The sequence below is a fragment of the Methanosarcina baltica genome, assembly GCF_055394095.1.
The window spans coordinates 1,514,138-1,532,572 of sequence record NZ_AP042463.1; the positions used below are offsets into that span (position 1 = coordinate 1,514,138).

General features: G+C 39.0%; 17 protein-coding genes, 4 tRNA genes and 1 pseudogene. 12 read left to right on the forward strand and 10 right to left on the reverse strand.

Annotated features, from left to right (window positions below):
• Positions 1-205: 205 nt before the first annotated feature.
• Positions 206-655 carry a Panacea domain-containing protein gene (locus ACZ5QV_RS06605; protein ID WP_464601780.1) on the reverse strand — a complete coding sequence of 150 codons (450 nt, stop codon included), beginning with the start codon at positions 653-655 and terminating at the stop codon, positions 206-208.
• Between the two features lie 574 nt (positions 656-1,229).
• Between ACZ5QV_RS06605 and ACZ5QV_RS06610 the strand changes: the two genes are divergently transcribed.
• Positions 1,230-2,351: an ATP-binding protein gene (locus tag ACZ5QV_RS06610; RefSeq protein ID WP_464602049.1), complete on the forward strand. Its 1,122-nt coding sequence runs from the start codon at positions 1,230-1,232 to the stop codon at positions 2,349-2,351.
• A gap of 261 nt (positions 2,352-2,612) precedes the next feature.
• Here ACZ5QV_RS06610 and ACZ5QV_RS06615 read toward each other — a convergent pair whose 3' ends face one another.
• Complete coding sequence (locus tag ACZ5QV_RS06615) at positions 2,613-3,791, reverse strand: RNA-guided endonuclease TnpB family protein (protein ID WP_464601781.1); 1,179 nt, start codon at positions 3,789-3,791, stop codon at positions 2,613-2,615.
• A 198-nt stretch (positions 3,792-3,989) separates the two neighbouring features.
• Here ACZ5QV_RS06615 and ACZ5QV_RS06620 point away from each other — a divergent pair, with 198 nt between their 5' ends.
• The gene (locus ACZ5QV_RS06620; protein ID WP_464601782.1) at positions 3,990-5,159 is read left to right on the forward strand and encodes an AAA family ATPase; all 1,170 of its coding nucleotides are present in this window, start codon (positions 3,990-3,992) and stop codon (positions 5,157-5,159) included.
• 21 nt (positions 5,160-5,180) lie between these two features.
• A complete protein-coding gene (locus ACZ5QV_RS06625) occupies positions 5,181-5,777 on the forward strand; it encodes an RloB family protein (RefSeq protein WP_464601783.1) in 597 nt (198 codons plus the stop codon).
• A gap of 119 nt (positions 5,778-5,896) precedes the next feature.
• On the opposite strand, the gene ACZ5QV_RS06630 is transcribed toward ACZ5QV_RS06625, so the two are convergent.
• The 4 genes from ACZ5QV_RS06630 to ACZ5QV_RS06645 all read right to left on the reverse strand — a co-directional run bounded on the left by ACZ5QV_RS06630 (position 5,897) and on the right by ACZ5QV_RS06645 (position 7,951).
• The gene (locus ACZ5QV_RS06630; protein ID WP_464601784.1) at positions 5,897-6,271 is read right to left on the reverse strand and encodes a hypothetical protein; all 375 of its coding nucleotides are present in this window, start codon (positions 6,269-6,271) and stop codon (positions 5,897-5,899) included.
• A gap of 108 nt (positions 6,272-6,379) precedes the next feature.
• Entirely contained in the window at positions 6,380-6,862 is a 483-nt protein-coding gene (locus tag ACZ5QV_RS06635) for a Zn-ribbon domain-containing protein (RefSeq protein WP_464601785.1), read from the reverse strand.
• A 220-nt stretch (positions 6,863-7,082) separates the two neighbouring features.
• Positions 7,083-7,757 carry a phosphoribosyltransferase gene (locus ACZ5QV_RS06640; RefSeq protein WP_464601786.1) on the reverse strand — a complete coding sequence of 225 codons (675 nt, stop codon included), beginning with the start codon at positions 7,755-7,757 and terminating at the stop codon, positions 7,083-7,085.
• A gap of 20 nt (positions 7,758-7,777) precedes the next feature.
• Positions 7,778-7,951, reverse strand: a complete 174-nt coding sequence (locus ACZ5QV_RS06645; protein WP_464601787.1) for a hypothetical protein — start codon at positions 7,949-7,951, stop codon at positions 7,778-7,780.
• 304 nt (positions 7,952-8,255) lie between these two features.
• Between ACZ5QV_RS06645 and ACZ5QV_RS06650 the strand changes: the two genes are divergently transcribed.
• The 7 genes from ACZ5QV_RS06650 to ACZ5QV_RS06680 all read left to right on the forward strand — a co-directional run bounded on the left by ACZ5QV_RS06650 (position 8,256) and on the right by ACZ5QV_RS06680 (position 12,569).
• Positions 8,256-9,041 carry a helix-turn-helix transcriptional regulator gene (locus ACZ5QV_RS06650; RefSeq protein ID WP_464601788.1) on the forward strand — a complete coding sequence of 262 codons (786 nt, stop codon included), beginning with the start codon at positions 8,256-8,258 and terminating at the stop codon, positions 9,039-9,041.
• Positions 9,042-9,227: 186 nt separating this feature from the next.
• On the forward strand, positions 9,228-10,049 hold the full coding sequence (locus ACZ5QV_RS06655; protein ID WP_464601789.1) for a protease inhibitor I42 family protein: 822 nt from the start codon (positions 9,228-9,230) through the stop codon (positions 10,047-10,049).
• A gap of 534 nt (positions 10,050-10,583) precedes the next feature.
• Positions 10,584-10,658, forward strand: a tRNA-Met gene (locus ACZ5QV_RS06660).
• Positions 10,659-10,751: 93 nt separating this feature from the next.
• Positions 10,752-10,826: transfer RNA gene (locus tag ACZ5QV_RS06665), tRNA-Met, on the forward strand.
• A gap of 93 nt (positions 10,827-10,919) precedes the next feature.
• Positions 10,920-10,994, forward strand: a tRNA-Met gene (locus ACZ5QV_RS06670).
• Positions 10,995-11,087: 93 nt separating this feature from the next.
• A tRNA-Met gene (locus ACZ5QV_RS06675) sits at positions 11,088-11,162 on the forward strand.
• A 231-nt stretch (positions 11,163-11,393) separates the two neighbouring features.
• Positions 11,394-12,569 carry an RNA-guided endonuclease TnpB family protein gene (locus ACZ5QV_RS06680; RefSeq protein WP_464601790.1) on the forward strand — a complete coding sequence of 392 codons (1,176 nt, stop codon included), beginning with the start codon at positions 11,394-11,396 and terminating at the stop codon, positions 12,567-12,569.
• Positions 12,570-12,865: 296 nt separating this feature from the next.
• On the opposite strand, the gene ACZ5QV_RS06685 is transcribed toward ACZ5QV_RS06680, so the two are convergent.
• The gene (locus ACZ5QV_RS06685; protein WP_464601791.1) at positions 12,866-13,006 is read right to left on the reverse strand and encodes a hypothetical protein; all 141 of its coding nucleotides are present in this window, start codon (positions 13,004-13,006) and stop codon (positions 12,866-12,868) included.
• Positions 13,007-13,221: 215 nt separating this feature from the next.
• Between ACZ5QV_RS06685 and ACZ5QV_RS06690 the strand changes: the two genes are divergently transcribed.
• Positions 13,222-14,994: an IS1634 family transposase gene (locus ACZ5QV_RS06690; protein WP_464600267.1), complete on the forward strand. Its 1,773-nt coding sequence runs from the start codon at positions 13,222-13,224 to the stop codon at positions 14,992-14,994.
• A 173-nt stretch (positions 14,995-15,167) separates the two neighbouring features.
• Here ACZ5QV_RS06690 and ACZ5QV_RS06695 read toward each other — a convergent pair whose 3' ends face one another.
• Positions 15,168-15,416 (reverse strand): hypothetical protein, encoded by a 249-nt coding sequence (locus ACZ5QV_RS06695; protein WP_464601792.1) that lies wholly within the window; start codon positions 15,414-15,416, stop codon positions 15,168-15,170.
• Between the two features lie 63 nt (positions 15,417-15,479).
• Positions 15,480-15,593, reverse strand: a pseudogene (locus ACZ5QV_RS06700) (HNH endonuclease); the annotation flags it as partial.
• A gap of 101 nt (positions 15,594-15,694) precedes the next feature.
• Here ACZ5QV_RS06700 and ACZ5QV_RS06705 point away from each other — a divergent pair.
• Positions 15,695-17,467 carry an IS1634 family transposase gene (locus ACZ5QV_RS06705; RefSeq protein WP_464600267.1) on the forward strand — a complete coding sequence of 591 codons (1,773 nt, stop codon included), beginning with the start codon at positions 15,695-15,697 and terminating at the stop codon, positions 17,465-17,467.
• A gap of 173 nt (positions 17,468-17,640) precedes the next feature.
• Here ACZ5QV_RS06705 and iscB read toward each other — a convergent pair whose 3' ends face one another.
• A complete protein-coding gene (gene iscB, locus ACZ5QV_RS06710) occupies positions 17,641-18,288 on the reverse strand; it encodes an RNA-guided endonuclease IscB (RefSeq protein WP_464601793.1) in 648 nt (215 codons plus the stop codon).
• Positions 18,289-18,435: the final 147 nt, after the last annotated feature.

An 18,435-nucleotide genomic window follows, 5' to 3' on the forward strand; every position in this document is an offset into this window, starting at 1 on the left:
AAGACCAGACAAGGAAAAAATATGATAAATGTGATTAAGATTGGTATCAAAAGAATGTGAGATGTATTAGTATAAAAATATAATATGAATTGTATATAAATTTGTTGTCAGATTTTTTTAATAAAGAAATGGGTTAAATTTTGCGGAGTTTAGGTATACAAAAATAATTCTAGAATTTCAGATAAATAACCGTGATTTGACATTTTTAGTAATTCTGCAAGTCAACGTATATTGAGTGGTAGTATTTCTTCATTGTCTCAGGATTAATAATATTACTGAAAGCCTCAGACTCTTCCAATCTGGCCATTGCTTCTTTCCAGGGTTCTTCGTCATGTGTAAGCATTTCTAACTGGTGACCACTGAATCCCCCATAGGTATCATAAATAATTTCTAAAAATTCTTCAGTGTCATCATCGAAACGAGACGCTTCAGTTTGTCCAGGGATTGGGGCATCTCCATGCTTTTTGTATTCCTGCCATATCTCCTGAGATATTGGACCATGTACCCATGCTTCAAAAGAATCATTTTCAACAAATTTATAATCATATAATGCATAATGCCAGGCAACCGCATAATAACAAAGTTTTTGTAGCTTCTTATGGGGCATGCTTTCTTTGCTTAAAAACCACTTAGTAAGCTCCTTGATGTTGTGCATCCTGTTCCCTCTGATCTATAAAATAAGAATAATGTCTTTAATAGTGCCTTATCACTTATCTATACTTTGCGGTTTTTTTTCAAAAATTTAGATTGTTTGCATATTCTAAACTTCATTTTGACATGGTCTTCTATATCAGACCATATATCCACAAAATTGGTCTTCTATACAAGACTAGTTTTTAAGTAAAATAGTATCTTATACAAGACCATGGGCAAAAAAGAGTTCTTCAAATTTCTCATAAAGGAATTTCATGAAAGGTCTCTTCCTGAGATATATCCCCGTTCTTTTGAAATTCCGGAGATCCGGAAGGTTGTGAGTCTCATAGGGGCCAGGCGGATTGGAAAGACTTCTTATTTTTATCGTATCTATTCAGCGTACCAAAAAGCAGCCGATTGATACTGATTATCATGTTTCAAAGGTATCGAATTACCAACTTACGTAAAACCGAAAAACGCAATCAATAGCCAACAATTTCATAATATGAGATATGATGATTTTGGTCGTTTCATATTTAAGAAGATGCCTATTGATATTGTTTTTCTTACGCTGAATAGTTACTTTTTATCAGCTAATAGGCGAGCTTGAAAAAAGTGTGGGCCGGGAACGGATTCTTTACATCAATTTCGAAGATGAGCGAATCCTGCCTCTCAATGCCAGAGACCTGAACGCCCTCCTTGAAGCCTATTACGAGCTTTATCCCGAATATCTGGGAAGCCTAATTTACCTCTTTTTTGATGAGGTTCAGAACGTTGAGGGCTGGGAGCTTTTTGTGCGGAGGCTCTATGACAGGGGAGACCTCAAAATTTTCCTTACCGGGTCGAGTTCGAAAATGCTTTCAAAGGAGATCGCAACCAGCCTTCGGGGAAGAACTCTTGCTTTTTATCTCTATCCCCTGGATTTTACGGAATATCTGTCTTTCAGAGAGGTTGAGCCGGTTAGGGATTTTGAGTATTCCGGACAGCGGTTTGAGCTCAAAAAGTTATTTGAGGAATTCCTCTATGAAGGAGGATTTCCTGAAGTCGTGCTCGAAGGACCCGAACTCAAACAGAAAATTTTGCAGGATTATTTTGAAATGATTATTTACAGGGACCTGGTGGAGCGTTTTTCCATCCGAAATACAGGCCTTCTCAAGGCTCTCGCCAAATACCTGATAACCAATATAGGCACCCCTTTCAGTGTGACCGCCTACCATAAAAGGGTAAAACAGGAGCAAGCAGTCTCAAAATCCACTCTTCTTGAGTACCTCTCCCACCTTGAAGACATCAACTTTATCTACCTTGTCCCCTTTTTCAGTTACTCTCTAAATAAACAGGCACTGAATCCGAAAAAGGTCTACTGCATCGATAACGGGCTCCGAAACGCCGTGGCCTTCACCTTTTCAAAAGACGAGGGCAGACTCGCTGAAAACCTGGTCTTCCTCGAACTCAAGCGCAGGGGAAAGGAGGTCTATTACTGGAAAAATAAAGGGGAAGTCGATTTTGTCATAAAGGAAAAGGACAACTCTCTGATTGCCATAAACGTCTCGTACACCGACAATATTGAGGAGAGGGAATGGCGGGCCCTTGAAGAGTTTTCTGCATCCGAAGAATTCGGAAAATATGTGAAAGAGCTTGTCCTGCTAACAAAGGATACCGAAAAAGTGGAAAATAAAATAAGGTACGTGCCTTTGTGGAAGTGGCTGCTTTCTGCATGAGTGTTCAAGGATATAATGCAAAAAAATTGCAAAAATTTCCTTATAATTCCTTATTTTTCCTCAATAGCCTCAATAATTTGCAGAAAAATTGCAAATATTGGGTATATTTATAAACCTGCAATTCCTATTTCAAATTATGATAGTGAACTACCCCCACCTGTCAGCCTTCGGCTGCCGAGGAAGGGGCTTCCTGCTTCGTACCCCGGAGCAATCTCCACGAGTCCACAGGCTCTTCCCGCCGTTCCGGCGGTGTTCCTTTAATTAATTTGCAAGCGCAAACTTTTTGATGTTAATTGCAGCGTTAATATCCCTATCATGGAACGTTTTGCATTCCGGGCATTCCCATTCCCTGACATCTAAAGTTATATTAGGATTACGGAACCCGCAAATGTTACAAGTTTTTGTCGAAGGCTCAAACATTCCTATTTTTAAGAGGGTTTTCCCTACCCTCTCCGCCTTGTACTCTAACATTCTAACAAAAGAACCCCACGAAACACTACTGATCGCTTTTGCAAGTTTATGGTTCTTTCGCATCCCTTCAATGTTCAGCGTCTCCACTGCAATGGCTGCTTGGCTTTCGCAGACTATTTTTGAAGACTGTTTTTGCTGAAAATCCGTTCTTTGGTTTGCGATTTTTTCGTGTTGCCTTGCAAGTTTTCTTACTGCTTTTCTTCGGTTATTGGAACCTTTAACTTTCCTGCTGACTCTTCTTTGAAGTACTTTGAGGCGTTTTTCTGAGTTTTGCAAGTGTTTAGGATTCTCTATCTTTTCCCCATTTGACAGGATCGCAAAGTCCTTGAGCCCCAAGTCAATTCCAATAGTTGTATCCTCTGAATATTCAACCTTTTCCGGTGCTGCTGTTCCGTCTTCCGTTAGGATGCTTACGTGGTATTTCCCCGAAGATTTTTTTGAAACAGTTGCAGTTCTGAAAAAGTCATTATTCAGATCTTTTTCGATTATAAGATCCCCATCTAAATCTTTGTAAGTAATGCAATTTTCCATTATCTCAGGCGTTAAAAAATCCCTGTGTAACTTGATTTTAACCCATCCAATTTTTGGAAAAAATATTTTGGATGTAGTCAGATTAATCTTGTATGCCTGAGTTACCTGAAAAGATTGATTAGGATCGTTTTTTGACTTGAATTGTGGGTACCCTCTGCCATGCTCAAACATATTATTGAATGCAGTGAAAAGGTTGTCTCGTGCTGCTTGAAGAGACTGAGAATTAACATCTTTTAGCCAAAGACGATAAGTAGTTTTAAGTACTGTAAGATACTTAGAAAGTTGTTTTTTTGAGGGACTTGCTCTAAACTTATTGTACATTTCCGTTTTAATACTGAGAAAGTTATTATACACGAAACGGCAAGCTCCGAAGTGCTCTGCAAGAGCTATTTCTTGATCCTTTGTTGGATATAGCCGGAAAAGATTTCCCTGTTTCATGCAAACTCATATATATCTTTAATAATATTTGAAAGTACTTATTGACAGTTTAATTTATTTAAACCGGCCCCAGTAGCCCCTACGCATTCACCTCCCACCTGCCAGCCTTCGGCTGTCGAGGAAGGAGTCCTCTGCTATTTCAAGATAGAATATTCAGTTGAAAATTTCCTTTCTTTTAAAGAGAGGGTAACTTTGAGTATGGACTCAGATTCAGGTAAAAAAATTCCTCAAAATTTAATTGAAGTTTTAGATAATGAGAGGCTCCTCAAATCGGTTGTTATTTACGGGGCCAATTCATCGGGGAAATCGAACCTTATAAAGGCCATTTTATTTATGAGGAATATGGTCACCAATTCTCATAATTTTAATGTGGACACCGGGATTCCTATAACTCCATTTAAACTGGATGAAAGCTGCAGGAAAAGCCCGAGCCATTTTGAGATGAAGTTCATTCACGAAAATAAAACATACAGATATGGCTTTTCCTGTAATTCAAAGAGAATTGTTGATGAATATCTGTATGAAATCTTAAAAAGTAAAGAAAAGCCTGTATTCGAGAGGAAGAATTCCGAAAATTTCGGGTTTTCAGTGGATGAAAAACAGCAGGAACTGATAAAATCCCAGACTATTGAAAACACCCTTTACCTTTCAAGAGCTACGCAACTGGGTTATGATAAGACTAGAAAAGTCTATGAATTTTTCACCAATAACCTGGTTGTCAATATTGGTCCGGGGTGGAATTCCTACACTTTGAAGAAAATAACTGAAAACTCTTCGTTTAAAAAAAAGATCATTGAGATTCTGAAAAAAGCTGATTTTGGCGGCATTGAAAACATTAAAATTAAAAAAGAAAAAGTTCCCGGAAAAGAGTTTAAGATTGATCTTTTTGGTGGTGAACCTTTCGAAAGCAGGGATGTTCTTGATGATAGATATGATGTTAAAATAATGCACAGGACAGAGAAAAATAAAATTATTTATTTCGATTTGAGTGAGGAATCCAGTGGAACGATAAAGACTCTTATGATCCTTGGGCCGCTCCTCGACATAATGGAAGCCGGTAAAGTCGTATTCATTGATGAACTTGAACTTAGTCTCCATCCGGAAATCACGAGGATGCTTGTAAGGCTTTTCAACAGTAAACTGAATAAAAATGCTCAGTTAATTTTCACGACCCACGACACCACTCTCCTTGATAACGAACTTTTCAGAAGGGACCAGGTCTATTTCTGTTCGAAAGAGCCAAACAGTTTTACGAAACTGAGTTCTCTGCTTGACTACGATATAAGGCAGGAAACAGATTTCGAAAGGGCCTACCTGAACGGCAGAGTCGGTGGAGTCCCCATTATTGATGAAACACTGTTTTTATGAAAAGTTTTCGGGGACTTTGACATGGTCAGGCAAAATGGAAAAAAACCGGTTACTACCGCCTGGATTTTCTGCGAAGGCGAAAAAACGGAATACTACTACTTCGGTAAACTGAGGGCGGCGCAGAGACTTGGAAGATTGAGGCTTAAGATTACTCCCTCCGAAAACAAGGATCCTGTGGGTCTGGTAAACTATGCTGCGGAATTCAAAAAACACAGGAGGGACTATCTTCCGGGAGATTTGATTTTCTGTGTTTTTGACAGGGACAATAACTCAAATCAGGCCCTTGACAGAGCAAAGAAACTCGCAAAAGATTCTGGCATGGAGTTGATTTTCTCAAACCCCTGCTTTGAATACTGGATACTCTCACATTTTGAATATAATCCTCAAGCCATTGAAAAAGGTCTTCTGAAAAAGAAACTGGACAAATGTTTTGGAAAATACCTGAAAAATGACTCCGAAATCTACGCAAAAAGCCGGGACAAAATCGACAACGCAATCGTCAACTCTAAAAAAGTGTTTGAAAATCATATTTCTAACAATGTGGAACTTTTCAGCAGGGAAAGCAATCCTTCAACGCTTGTTTTCGCGTTTGTTGAAAAAATTAATGAGTTTAAGTAAATGGGCTTCCCTGGGGAGATACCCTTTTCTGAAACTCTTTTTCCTTCAAAAACGAGGGGCTTCTATTTTGCATTATCATATGGCCAATCCGTCCCTGGCCAGCTCTTTTAAAAGCCCCCCTATATCCGTATTTCCTCCGAAATCGACGTAAATGAGTCCTTTACCTGCCCCAGTTTATCACCTTCTTCAGCCCCGGTTTCCTTTTCCAAATCCTCACTTTCGGTCGGGTTCGGTTTATTTTCATAATTTCCAGGAGTATCCATTTCCCAGTATATCTCTGAACTTTTAGTAACTCCGGGACTTCTGTAAAACCCTTTGACTTTTTTATTCTTCTTTATATCATAGTATTCATAGTCCGGTGAATGCGTATAGGAGGACGAGATAAGTCCATACTCTTTTCCGGCTTCGACATAGGCTATTTTATCGAAGCTGTCCAGTTCTCCTCTGGTTCCTTCCGTGCCCGTACAGTCAACATAAACCCGGCCTTTGTCCACGGTTTCGAATGCATTAATAATAAGGCTACCTTCTTTATCCTAGTGAATTAGCCCCACCTGCCAGTCCCTCCAAAGTCGGAACTGTCGAGGAAGGAGAACTCTGCTGTTTCAGTTTGATTTATTTTCCCCTTTCCCTTTCCCTTTTTTATTATCTTTCTGAATCTTGAAAACCGAAGGCAGGTGCAGGGCATAAGAGCCTTCTTCCTTAATAGCCATCACAAGTTCCTCCCGCTCAAAAAGGGAAGTTAGGTTCAGTTCATAGGATCCCGGCCCGAGGATACGTACGGATTCAACTCTCTCTTCATCTACTTCAACCAGAGTGTTTATTCCTTCCCCTAAGCCATCCCCCATACTTTCTTGAGAATTTTCTTCCGAGGCAAGGGCTTCATCGATATTCTTAACAACTTCATCCAGCTGGGAACAAGGATCAGACCTCTTTTCCTTTAAAACCGGCCGGGCTTTACTTTCAGGAGCTGTGTCTTCCTTTCTTACATACAGAAATTTATTCCATCCGCAATTCGGACAGCCTTTCAGTATGACGGCATCCCCATTTTCAAAAAGGGTTCCGCATTTGGTACATCTATGGGGCATTAGTTCACCGCTTAAAAATAAATATGAATTAAAATAAATATAGCACATGATATTTACTGTTTGCTTCCGGTCCGATTTCCAGAGAGATCCTCATTTTTAATTTTCAAGCGGAAATGGGGGTCGTTGACTTCTGCTAATTTATAGAAAACGTATCTAATGAAATAAGTTTAGGGTTATGTAGAGCAAAAGTATTTCGCAGAAGTTTTGCCGAAATTCTGCCTCATAAAAGTTTCCAGTACCTTTTTTCCCCCATGAATTTGGAACTGACCTTTCCCACCCGTTCCATTTCTTCAAGGATCTCAATGAACCTGCCAGGCTGGGCAATTTCAAAAGCGACCGGGTGGAGGGAATGGTTTGTGAAGAGCACGGACTTGAGGGACTCAAGGTCCCATTTTCCAGAAGGATCCGTTTTCATACACTTGCCAAGGATGCTGATCATATCCTCCATGAAGTTCCAGGGATAGACTATCCAGACCCATTCCTCAAGGATTTCCCCTATATATTTGGGCTCTATTTTCGAACAACTGAGGTACTGGAGAGAGGCCGTCCTGACCTCTGCCGGCTTCATGGTCTCGATATAGGTTTTTGCGCTGAGCATACTTCCCCCGGTATCCACGATGTCATCCACGATGAGCACTCTTTTACCCTCCACGACCTCCTCAGAGATGGGGTACCTGATATGTGGCTGCCCCGTATTGATGGCCACAGTTCCCACATAGTGTTCGATTTTCAGGCTTGTAAGATCGTCAAGCCCCAGAAAATCACAGAGCACACGCCCCGCAAACCATCCGCCTCTGGCCAGGGCAATGATAACTTCAGGCTCGTATCCCGAAAGCTTGATTTCTTTTGATATGTTCCTGCATAGATTATAGATGTAATCCCAGTTTGTAAGCACACACCTGAAGGATTCCGTGATTAAGCCCTCCTTTTTATCTTAACCCAGGGCGGGATTGGAAAATGCCATATGAATTCCCACACTTCCGGCCTGCTAAATGAATTTCTGCCAGCCTTTGGAAACGCCAGCACTTTTAGCATGAAGTCCCTTAATACGTTAATGCCCAATTCATGCAGCCTGTATCCAGCTGACATATTCCACCGATACACCTTCCCTGTACAGCCGGAGAAGAGAGCCAGAAGCCTCTATGAATAAAGAAACACATATTCATTATACCTTTTATACAATTCAGGTCCATAGCACTTTAAGGTTTCTTATTTTGTCAACTACCCATGACTAAAGAGGCGGTCCGACAATTCAATTTCAGAGCAAAAACATGCAAAAAAAAAGGAATAAAAAGCCTTTAAATCGAAAAAAAAGGAATTTAGATATTACTGAAAGTAATTACAGAACAATCTGCAAAGTCACGGGCATCCTGCCTGAAGGATCGTGTAAATAATGGAAAAAGAACTGATAGACCTCCTTTTCCTATCCAGAAAAAGAAAAGACCTTTTGATGTTACTGAAGGATGGGGACAGGAATATCGATGAAATAAAAAGCCTTCTTCCTTTTAAACCGACCGCCCTGCTCCCCCAGCTCAAAAAACTGAAAGATGAGGAACTGGTGCTTCATGAAGGAAAAAATTACAGGCTTTCGATGATAGGAAAAATCCTGGTCGAAAAGATGGAGCCTTTGCTTGATATTCTGGACGTTATCGAGGAAAACGAAGAATTCTGGCAGGAACGAAACCTTGAGGAGGTCCCTATTTCCCTCTTGCATCGGCTAAACGAACTGAAACCCTATACCCTGGTGGAGCCTAACTCAAACAATATCTTCGATCTGCCGAAAGTATTTATAGAAAACCTCTCAAAATCAAAACAGATCTTCTCCATGTTAACGTATTTTCACCCACAATTCCCTTCAATCCTCCTGGACAACAGAAATGAAGATACTGAAATAACCCTTATTGTAACGGAAACCCTTTTTAAAAGGGTTAAAAAAGACTTTAAAAAAGAACTGGATCACTTTTTTGTTCAGAAAAAAAGAAAACTCTTTGTTTGCGATGACAGCATAAAAATTGCGATGATCACCAGTACGGAAAGGTTCATGTTTGCAGGTTTCTTTGGCCAGAACAATACGTTTGACCAGAAGAACATACTGAGTTTCGAACCGGCCGCTCTCCGGTGGGCCGGGGACCTTCTCCTGCACTACAAAAAAGATGCCAGAGAGATCCCCGAAATCTGAAATTTCGGAAACTGGGATACCTGAAAAATAAATTTCCAAAACAGGATTCCTGAAAAAGGAGGACAAAACTGCAAACGGAACCCCATTTAAAGTAAAAGCTAAATCCAAACAGGAGTATTTTCTCATTAGAAACCGGAAGGGGATTCCAGCAGAAATCAAAAAGGGATCCCTTGCGAGGCGGAAAAGATGAAAAAAAATCATGTGGAAAATAAAAAATCATTGAGATTCCTGAAGCTTCTGGCGGCCCTGTTGCTGATAGCTTCTGTGACGTTATCGGGCTGTGTTGATGAGAGAAGTGTGGAAGATCCGGAGGAGCCGGATACCCCTGCAAACGGAAACCTAGACCAGGAGGAAAGGCCTGTCGGAGAATACGAATACGGGACCGTATCCGTTGAAAGCATAGATATCTACATCATGGAGTCCTTTCCGGTCCAGGTCAGTGTTGAGGTAAACGGCTATTTCCCGGACGGCTGCACGGAACTTAAAGCAATAAGAACCGAAAGATTTAGAAACACCTTTGAGGTCAATATCAGCACAAAGAGGCCAAAAGACACAATCTGCACCCAGACAATAGTGCCTTTCACGAAGATGGTTCCCCTAGACGTCTTCGGGCTTAGGGCAGGTAGCTATAATGTCAGCGTAAATGGGATAACGGACTCATTCGAACTTGGGGTGGACAATATACCGGACGGAGAAACTTTTACAGAAGCCGACAACGGAAAGACCGTGAGCCTTGAAAAAGGGGACGTCTTTACCCTGGAGCTTCCTGAAAACCCTTCAACGGGATATTCCTGGGAACTTGGAATAAACATGGGCCTCGACTTTTTGGAAGATGGATATATTCAGGACGACGCCCCTCAAGAAATGGTAGGAGTAGGCGGGACTCATTTCTGGATAATAAAGGCAGATTCCAGCGGGTCACAGGAGATAAACGCGGTGTACAAACAGTTCTGGGAAGAAGAGACAGGGAATGAAGAGCGCTTCGAGCTCACAATTGAAGTCGTCTGAACTTTTTAGTGATCGAAGCTAAAGAATGAGTCAAATATAATATCAAGTATTTTTGATTACCATTCCTTAACCACGGAAAAGCACGGAAGGGCACGGAAGGGCACGGAAACCGGCCTGATGGCCGGTGAGTACGCCGGGACTTTAAATAATCGATTCAAAAACTACGGTGGACAAAACGTCAGAAAAACCGTAATTGGCGTCTTCTGGGATTCATTTTTCCGTGTGTTCCGTGGTTTGAATGCACACACAAAACGCCTCCATTAACAGGAGTTTCTAATTTTCAATTAGAAACGTCGAGGAAGGAGTCTTTTGCTATCTGAGATAAACCTCACAGCGCACCTCCAGTGGCCCCCACAAAAAAGGCATTTTGTCATTAGCATAATCCGAACCTTCAAAGATCAAATCGGTATCTTTAATAATCAATATCCGAAAAAAAGAGAGGGACTACAGAGAAAAGGCGAAAACTATTTAAGTGATGGTAATGATGTTGACTTCGTTGTTTTAAAGGAAAACATACCCTAAAACAAGCTCCGTAGCGGGGTGGGGTAGCCAGGAGATCCCGACGGGCTCATAACCCGTAGACCGATGGTTCGAATCCATCCCCCGCTATAAGAAATATATTTTCAGTATAAAAACAGGATAGTGAAATTAAGTTCACTATTTTACAGAATTAAAGAAAATTTACCCTTAAAAAAACTCCGTAGCGGGGTGGGGTAGCCAGGAGATCCCGACGGGCTCATAACCCGTAGACCGATGGTTCGAATCCATCCCCCGCTATAAAAAATATATTTTCAGTATAAAAACAGGATAGTGAGATTAAGTTTACTATTTTGCAGAATTAAAGAAAATTTACCCTTAAAAAAACTCCGTAGCGGGGTGGGGTAGCCAGGAGATCCCGACGGGCTCATAACCCGTAGACCGATGGTTCGAATCCATCCCCCGCTATAAAAAATATATTTTCAGTATAAAAACAGGATAGTGAGATTAAGTTTACTATTTTGCAGAATTAAAGAAAATTTACCCTTAAAAAAACTCCGTAGCGGGGTGGGGTAGCCAGGAGATCCCGACGGGCTCATAACCCGTAGACCGATGGTTCGAATCCATCCCCCGCTATAAAGAATATGTTTTATCAACTGTTTTTATCAACTGTTTTTATCAACTGTTTTTATCAACTGTTTTCTAAACCTTTTTTGTAGCACCTGTTTTTCATCTTACAGAAACGCAGCAGAAAGCCCCAAGGCTTTAGCGTGGGGATGAATGCGTCGAGCCTACAGGGGCCGGTTTAAACAGGTTCGGCTGTAAAAAAGTATATTTATATAAGATTGATTATATATACTGGTTTGCATGAAAAAGGGGCTTGTGTACCGGATCTATCCGGCAAATGATGAACAAAAAATCCTAATTGAAAAGCATATAGGGTGTTCCAGATTTATCTATAACAAGCTTCTTGAGTATAAACAAATTTATTATGACAAATTTAGGATAAATATATCTTTGACGGAACTTGAAAAATACATTCCTGTTCTCAAAGAAATATATCCGTGGTTGAAGGAAGTCAATTCACAGTCATTGCAACAAGCCAGAAGGAACCTGCAAGATGCATATACAAGATTTTTCAAAGGCCAAAATGGATTCCCACAAAGGAAATCAAAAAAAGACACTAAACAATCATTCAAGGTGCCCCAACGGTACAAGATTAATCTCACTTCCTCAGAGATATTTTTTCCCGGAATTGGATGGATGAAAATTAAAATCCATCGGGAACTATTAAGTCCTGAAATTATGGATAACCTCATTGAAAAAACGCTAGTCAATGGGGAAACCATAATAGAACAGAACTTAAATTCAAAGTTTTTTAGAACGGCAACAGTTCGAAGAACGCCTACTGGTAAGTACTACGTAAGCATCTTAACTGAGGACGGAGAAGAATATCCAGAAGTTCAAGAATATTCTGAAAGTACTACAATAGGGGTAGATGTAGGGCTAAAAGATTTTGCAATAACTTCCATCGGGGAAAAGATAGAGAACCCAAGATTTCTTAAAAATTCTCTTAAAAGGCTCAAAACCCTTCAAAGAAGAGTAAGCAGGAAGGTAAAAGGTTCAAAGAACCGAAGGAAAGCAGTACAAAAACTTGCAATAATTCATGAAAAAATAAGCAATCAAAGAAACGATTTTCAGCACAAGGTTAGTAATGACCTTATAAGCGAGAACCAAGCTGTAGCGGTAGAATCGTTAAACATTGCTGGCATGAAGAAGAACCATAAACTTGCACAGGCTATAAGTGACGCTGCGTGGGGGGGTTTTGTGAGTAAGTTGGAGTACAAAGCCAAAAAGATAGGGAAAACAGTAATCCGTATAGGCCAGTGGGAACCTTCTACTAAAAATTGTAGTGTCTGCGGGTTCCACAATAAGGAAATAACATTAGATGTTAGAAACTGGAAATGTCCAGAATGTGGAACCGAGCACGATAGGGACATAAATGCAGCTATAAATATTAAAAAGTTCGCACTTGCGATCTAAATTAAAGATACACCTCCGGGACGGAGGGAAGAGCCTGTGGACTCGTGGAGGTTGCTCCGGGGTATGAAGCAGGAAGCCCCACTGCTTTAGCGTGGGGTAGTTCACTATGAGTTATGCATTTGAGATGTAAAACCAAGCACATGAGAGCTTGTCAAGAATATTATGTCTTAGACAGTTTGGTGCTTCATGCTACTGGTTTTTTTGTTCAACTGCATAAGTCCTACTTACCTCAGTAGGAGACCCCTTCCTCAACATTTCCGGCCTTGCCGGAACTGGCAGGTGGGGGAAGAATGCGTTCAAACATTCACCGCCTGGATTAAAGTTGTAGTTCTCGCACAGAGGCGAATACAGTTTTTCTTTACATTGACACTGTTTGATATCACATTGCCAAATATATCTTGAATGGCAAAGAAGCCGATGGCTCTTTTTCCCTTCACAAACCCTTCCCCCTTAACTGTTTTTACATGATCAAATTTTCTAATCCCGTATATTTTACCGGTTGGAATCTTTTTTTCTGATCTAGCACTCGTATTTCGACCCCACCCTTCAATAAAACATAATTTCTTTTTTAAATAAGTATTTTGAGCTCCCCTTCATAACAATTTATTAAATAAGAAACGATTTTTATAAAACGTGATTGATATATATTCACATGATGAATAAATCACTTCCACTTCTTAATAAAATACAAGCGATATCTTCTATGGAAGTGGACTACAACTGTAATAACATTTCAAAACACTTGAATGCAAATGAATTTCCACAGACAAAAACGACCCCATTTACAGTTATGGCCTCCAAAAATTATTTGGATAAAATGAATTTTGAATCCATTATCAATGACAATATTCGATGGGATCAAGATCAGTGGAGAATTTCTCCAGGAACACTTGCATTGAGTATAGTGTTAACTCCTTTTTTTCGAACAGATAAACGATATCCTTTGTGCAGTGTCGAAGAAATTGTTGAATTCATGGATTCTAAACTCGTTTTTGGTAAGGAATATCCCAATTTTTACTTCAATGATGATTGTTTAGGCTTGCTGTTGGATCGAATTCACGAAGCAGGGTGTTCTAGCCTTTTCAGCATGATTGTATTGCAAACTTTTGTAAAATTCAAAATTCCTTTTGATAATGTATTTCATGCGGATACTACTTCCCACGTTTGCTATGGGGATTATAAGGCATGTGAACAGGAAAATTATGAAGGCCTGAAAGTCACTTACGGCCATAGCAAAGCTCATCGTTCTGATAAAAAACAAATAATGAGTGGTATGATCACAGATTCTTCAGGATTTCCTCTTTATACAGAAGCACTTGATGGAAATACTGCTGACATTGTTTGGATCCCAAATGCAATACGCAATTTTAGAAAATTCTTTGGTAAAATGTGTGATGAATCAATATTCATAGCAGATTGTAAGCTGATCAGTAAAAACAATTTTAAAATTCTTTATGATAAAACAAATCCAATCACTTTTATTTCCAGGTGTCCAGAAAAATTCAGTGCAAGACTTGCAGAAAAGACAATAAATGAAGCTTATTCTCAGAATAAATGGAAATACATAGGGGCCTGCTGTGAAGATGAAGAATCAAAAAGAGCAATGGAGTATGAAGCACAGAGTTTTAATAAAATTGCTCATGAAAAAGAGTGTCGTGTGATTGTTTATAGGGACATCGGTGACAATGAAAAGATAGTTTATGAGATTAAAAAACAAAGGGAAATAATTGAAGCAGATATAAAGAAGAATTTTAAAGACCCTTATTCCTGTGAACCAGATGCACAGAAAGAAATTGATGAGTTCATTAAAAAATATAAAAACTCATTATTCAATATCAAATTCGAAATCCAGGAAGAAACAATTATAAAAAGACCAAGGGGAAGGCCATCAAAGAGTCAAGAAATATTTGAAATCATCAGTAAATTCCATGTAAAACTCAAAAGCCTTGAACAAAACAAAGAAAAAGTGGAAAAACGCAAGCGATCATTGGAAACGGTAGTACTGATTACAAATGTTCTACCCAAAACAAAAAATGATAAAAAAATCTTTCAGTTATATAAAGGTCAATATGTCGTTGAGACTAATTTTGAAGAATTGAAAAAACCTTCTATGTTTTACAGTATATTTCTGAAAAAACCAGAGCGTATTGAAGCATTGCTGATGCTGCTGCATGTTTCCTTGTTAGTAAGGGTACTTATGAGGATTATTGCAAGAAATAATTTGAAAACCGAAAAAGACCCTCTTCGTATCGATTTTGGCAGGAATATCCTGAAAAATCCTACCGCTGAAAAATTATTGAGGTTACTTTCCTTTCATAATGTTATCACTATGGGTGGGAAACATATAGTTTTTGCAAAAAACGGTAAAGTCGATCACTTGCAAAAGTTGCTACGGCTATTGGGATTGAATCTTGAACCTGGATGATCTTATTAAATCAAAAGGGATAAAAGGTTAAACCTAAGTAAACTTGTAGCGGTAGCTATACGTTTTTTGCTGACAATTTGGTTAATGAAGGACGAAAATATAACTATTTTGATAAGTTGAACTACTGGATTAACCAGAAAGTATGGTTATTGGATCAATATTAAGTGGAAAAATCAAGGGTGGGTCGAAATGTAAGTAGCACCATTTGTCTGCTTGTATTCCCCGGCTGAAACGTGTTTTTTGTAGTAAACCGTATTATCCAGCTTTACCGTTTGCCCGTCCTCGCAGCAGATAGCAACAGCATCATTATAGTGGGTTTTAGGGAGTTTTAAAAACTGTTCTCTCTTAAACTTGGTCTCAAAACCAAAATTTTCCTCAAACTCCCAATCTGACATTTTAAGCTGGCTTTTGATAATACCCATGTGGGTTGCATGTTTGGTTTTCGCTCTTCTTTTCTTTAGCTCAAACTCTCCTGCATGGAGGGCCTGGTGGCAGGTTCGGCATAAAGTACTAAGGTTCTCTGGAGTGTCAGGGCCTCCATTTGTCCTGAAAATAATGTGGTGACACTGTAAACTCGTATTTCGACCCCACCCTTCAATAAAACATAATTTCTTTTTTAAATAAGTATTTTGAGCTCCCCTTCATAACAATTTATTAAATAAGAAACGATTTTTATAAAACGTGATTGATATATATTCACATGATGAATAAATCACTTCCACTTCTTAATAAAATACAAGCGATATCTTCTATGGAAGTGGACTACAACTGTAATAACATTTCAAAACACTTGAATGCAAATGAATTTCCACAGACAAAAACGACCCCATTTACAGTTATGGCCTCCAAAAATTATTTGGATAAAATGAATTTTGAATCCATTATCAATGACAATATTCGATGGGATCAAGATCAGTGGAGAATTTCTCCAGGAACACTTGCATTGAGTATAGTGTTAACTCCTTTTTTTCGAACAGATAAACGATATCCTTTGTGCAGTGTCGAAGAAATTGTTGAATTCATGGATTCTAAACTCGTTTTTGGTAAGGAATATCCCAATTTTTACTTCAATGATGATTGTTTAGGCTTGCTGTTGGATCGAATTCACGAAGCAGGGTGTTCTAGCCTTTTCAGCATGATTGTATTGCAAACTTTTGTAAAATTCAAAATTCCTTTTGATAATGTATTTCATGCGGATACTACTTCCCACGTTTGCTATGGGGATTATAAGGCATGTGAACAGGAAAATTATGAAGGCCTGAAAGTCACTTACGGCCATAGCAAAGCTCATCGTTCTGATAAAAAACAAATAATGAGTGGTATGATCACAGATTCTTCAGGATTTCCTCTTTATACAGAAGCACTTGATGGAAATACTGCTGACATTGTTTGGATCCCAAATGCAATACGCAATTTTAGAAAATTCTTTGGTAAAATGTGTGATGAATCAATATTCATAGCAGATTGTAAGCTGATCAGTAAAAACAATTTTAAAATTCTTTATGATAAAACAAATCCAATCACTTTTATTTCCAGGTGTCCAGAAAAATTCAGTGCAAGACTTGCAGAAAAGACAATAAATGAAGCTTATTCTCAGAATAAATGGAAATACATAGGGGCCTGCTGTGAAGATGAAGAATCAAAAAGAGCAATGGAGTATGAAGCACAGAGTTTTAATAAAATTGCTCATGAAAAAGAGTGTCGTGTGATTGTTTATAGGGACATCGGTGACAATGAAAAGATAGTTTATGAGATTAAAAAACAAAGGGAAATAATTGAAGCAGATATAAAGAAGAATTTTAAAGACCCTTATTCCTGTGAACCAGATGCACAGAAAGAAATTGATGAGTTCATTAAAAAATATAAAAACTCATTATTCAATATCAAATTCGAAATCCAGGAAGAAACAATTATAAAAAGACCAAGGGGAAGGCCATCAAAGAGTCAAGAAATATTTGAAATCATCAGTAAATTCCATGTAAAACTCAAAAGCCTTGAACAAAACAAAGAAAAAGTGGAAAAACGCAAGCGATCATTGGAAACGGTAGTACTGATTACAAATGTTCTACCCAAAACAAAAAATGATAAAAAAATCTTTCAGTTATATAAAGGTCAATATGTCGTTGAGACTAATTTTGAAGAATTGAAAAAACCTTCTATGTTTTACAGTATATTTCTGAAAAAACCAGAGCGTATTGAAGCATTGCTGATGCTGCTGCATGTTTCCTTGTTAGTAAGGGTACTTATGAGGATTATTGCAAGAAATAATTTGAAAACCGAAAAAGACCCTCTTCGTATCGATTTTGGCAGGAATATCCTGAAAAATCCTACCGCTGAAAAATTATTGAGGTTACTTTCCTTTCATAATGTTATCACTATGGGTGGGAAACATATAGTTTTTGCAAAAAACGGTAAAGTCGATCACTTGCAAAAGTTGCTACGGCTATTGGGATTGAATCTTGAACCTGGATGATCTTATTAAATCAAAAGGGATAAAAGGTTAAACCTAAGTAAACTTGTAGCGGTAGCTATACGTTTTTTGCTGACAATTTGGTTAATGAAGGACGAAAATATAACTATTTTGATAAGTTGAACTACTGGATTAACCAGAAAGTATGGTTATTGGATCAATATTAAGTGGAAAAATCAAGGGTGGGTCGAAATGTAAGGTAAATGCTTATCCTTTGATTTACCTTTGCAGTGCTGGCATGTGTACCCGTCCCGGTCCAGTACGAAAGCCCTGGCGTTGTAGGCATCCTTCAGTGGACCTTCCTGATACTCAATACCTGAAACTTCCGGATTCGTTATTTTGTGAATGTCAAAGGAAGCCGTTTCGACCTTCCACTTCGTAACCGGTAAGATGGATTCCACAAAGTTCTTTTCTCTGATGTGAGATTCCAACTTACTCCTTATTGAAGGGGCTAGCCTTCCTTCTTTCCTCGAAGCTGCCCTATTATTGAACCTTGCAGGCCTGTACCGGGTTTTCCGGCCTCTCCGGTTTCTTCGGTACATTTCCCTTTGATCCATCTTTTTAGAAACATCTTGCCTTAATTGAATTTCTGACTGATAAACTACCTTTCCGTTAGCAATAGCCGCACAGCCAACAAATTTAGAACCGGAATCGATTCCTCCAATGACAGGCTGAGTGTACTCTTTACTTTCGTAAAGTAACTTGATTGTGAAGGGTGTGGTTCGGACCACTTTTGCCTTACCGGTTTTTAGCAAAATTCTGGCTTTTGCCGGATTGGTGGGCATGAGTGGGTTTCCGTTCCTGTTTAGCACAAATACAAACATTTGTAATTACTCCTAATTGAATAGGGTTATACGTACCCGAAATTATGGAGCCAATCCCGGAATTCGTCTTCCTCTCGATCAGATATGGAAAGGTTTGTATGATGCAAGCACTGTCCCTACCACTCAGGACTGTTTAACCGACATCCT

Bases quoted from the DNA above. Each gene is read 5' to 3' on its own strand.
- ACZ5QV_RS06620 (WP_464601782.1), top strand. From the start codon at position 3,990: ATGGACTCAGATTCAGGTAAAAAAATTCCTCAAAATTTAATTGAAGTT.
- ACZ5QV_RS06705 (WP_464600267.1), top strand. From the start codon at position 15,695: ATGATGAATAAATCACTTCCACTTCTTAATAAAATACAAGCGATATCT.
- ACZ5QV_RS06615 (WP_464601781.1), bottom strand. From the start codon at position 3,791: ATGAAACAGGGAAATCTTTTCCGGCTATATCCAACAAAGGATCAAGAA.
- ACZ5QV_RS06645 (WP_464601787.1), bottom strand. From the start codon at position 7,951: ATGTCAGCTGGATACAGGCTGCATGAATTGGGCATTAACGTATTAAGG.
- ACZ5QV_RS06605 (WP_464601780.1), bottom strand. From the start codon at position 655: ATGCACAACATCAAGGAGCTTACTAAGTGGTTTTTAAGCAAAGAAAGC.
- ACZ5QV_RS06635 (WP_464601785.1), bottom strand. From the start codon at position 6,862: ATGCCCCATAGATGTACCAAATGCGGAACCCTTTTTGAAAATGGGGAT.
- ACZ5QV_RS06695 (WP_464601792.1), bottom strand. From the start codon at position 15,416: ATGGGTATTATCAAAAGCCAGCTTAAAATGTCAGATTGGGAGTTTGAG.
- ACZ5QV_RS06680 (WP_464601790.1), top strand. From the start codon at position 11,394: ATGAAAAAGGGGCTTGTGTACCGGATCTATCCGGCAAATGATGAACAA.
- ACZ5QV_RS06650 (WP_464601788.1), top strand. From the start codon at position 8,256: ATGGAAAAAGAACTGATAGACCTCCTTTTCCTATCCAGAAAAAGAAAA.
- ACZ5QV_RS06655 (WP_464601789.1), top strand. From the start codon at position 9,228: ATGAAAAAAAATCATGTGGAAAATAAAAAATCATTGAGATTCCTGAAG.
- iscB (WP_464601793.1), bottom strand. From the start codon at position 18,288: ATGTTTGTATTTGTGCTAAACAGGAACGGAAACCCACTCATGCCCACC.
- ACZ5QV_RS06690 (WP_464600267.1), top strand. From the start codon at position 13,222: ATGATGAATAAATCACTTCCACTTCTTAATAAAATACAAGCGATATCT.
- ACZ5QV_RS06625 (WP_464601783.1), top strand. From the start codon at position 5,181: ATGGTCAGGCAAAATGGAAAAAAACCGGTTACTACCGCCTGGATTTTC.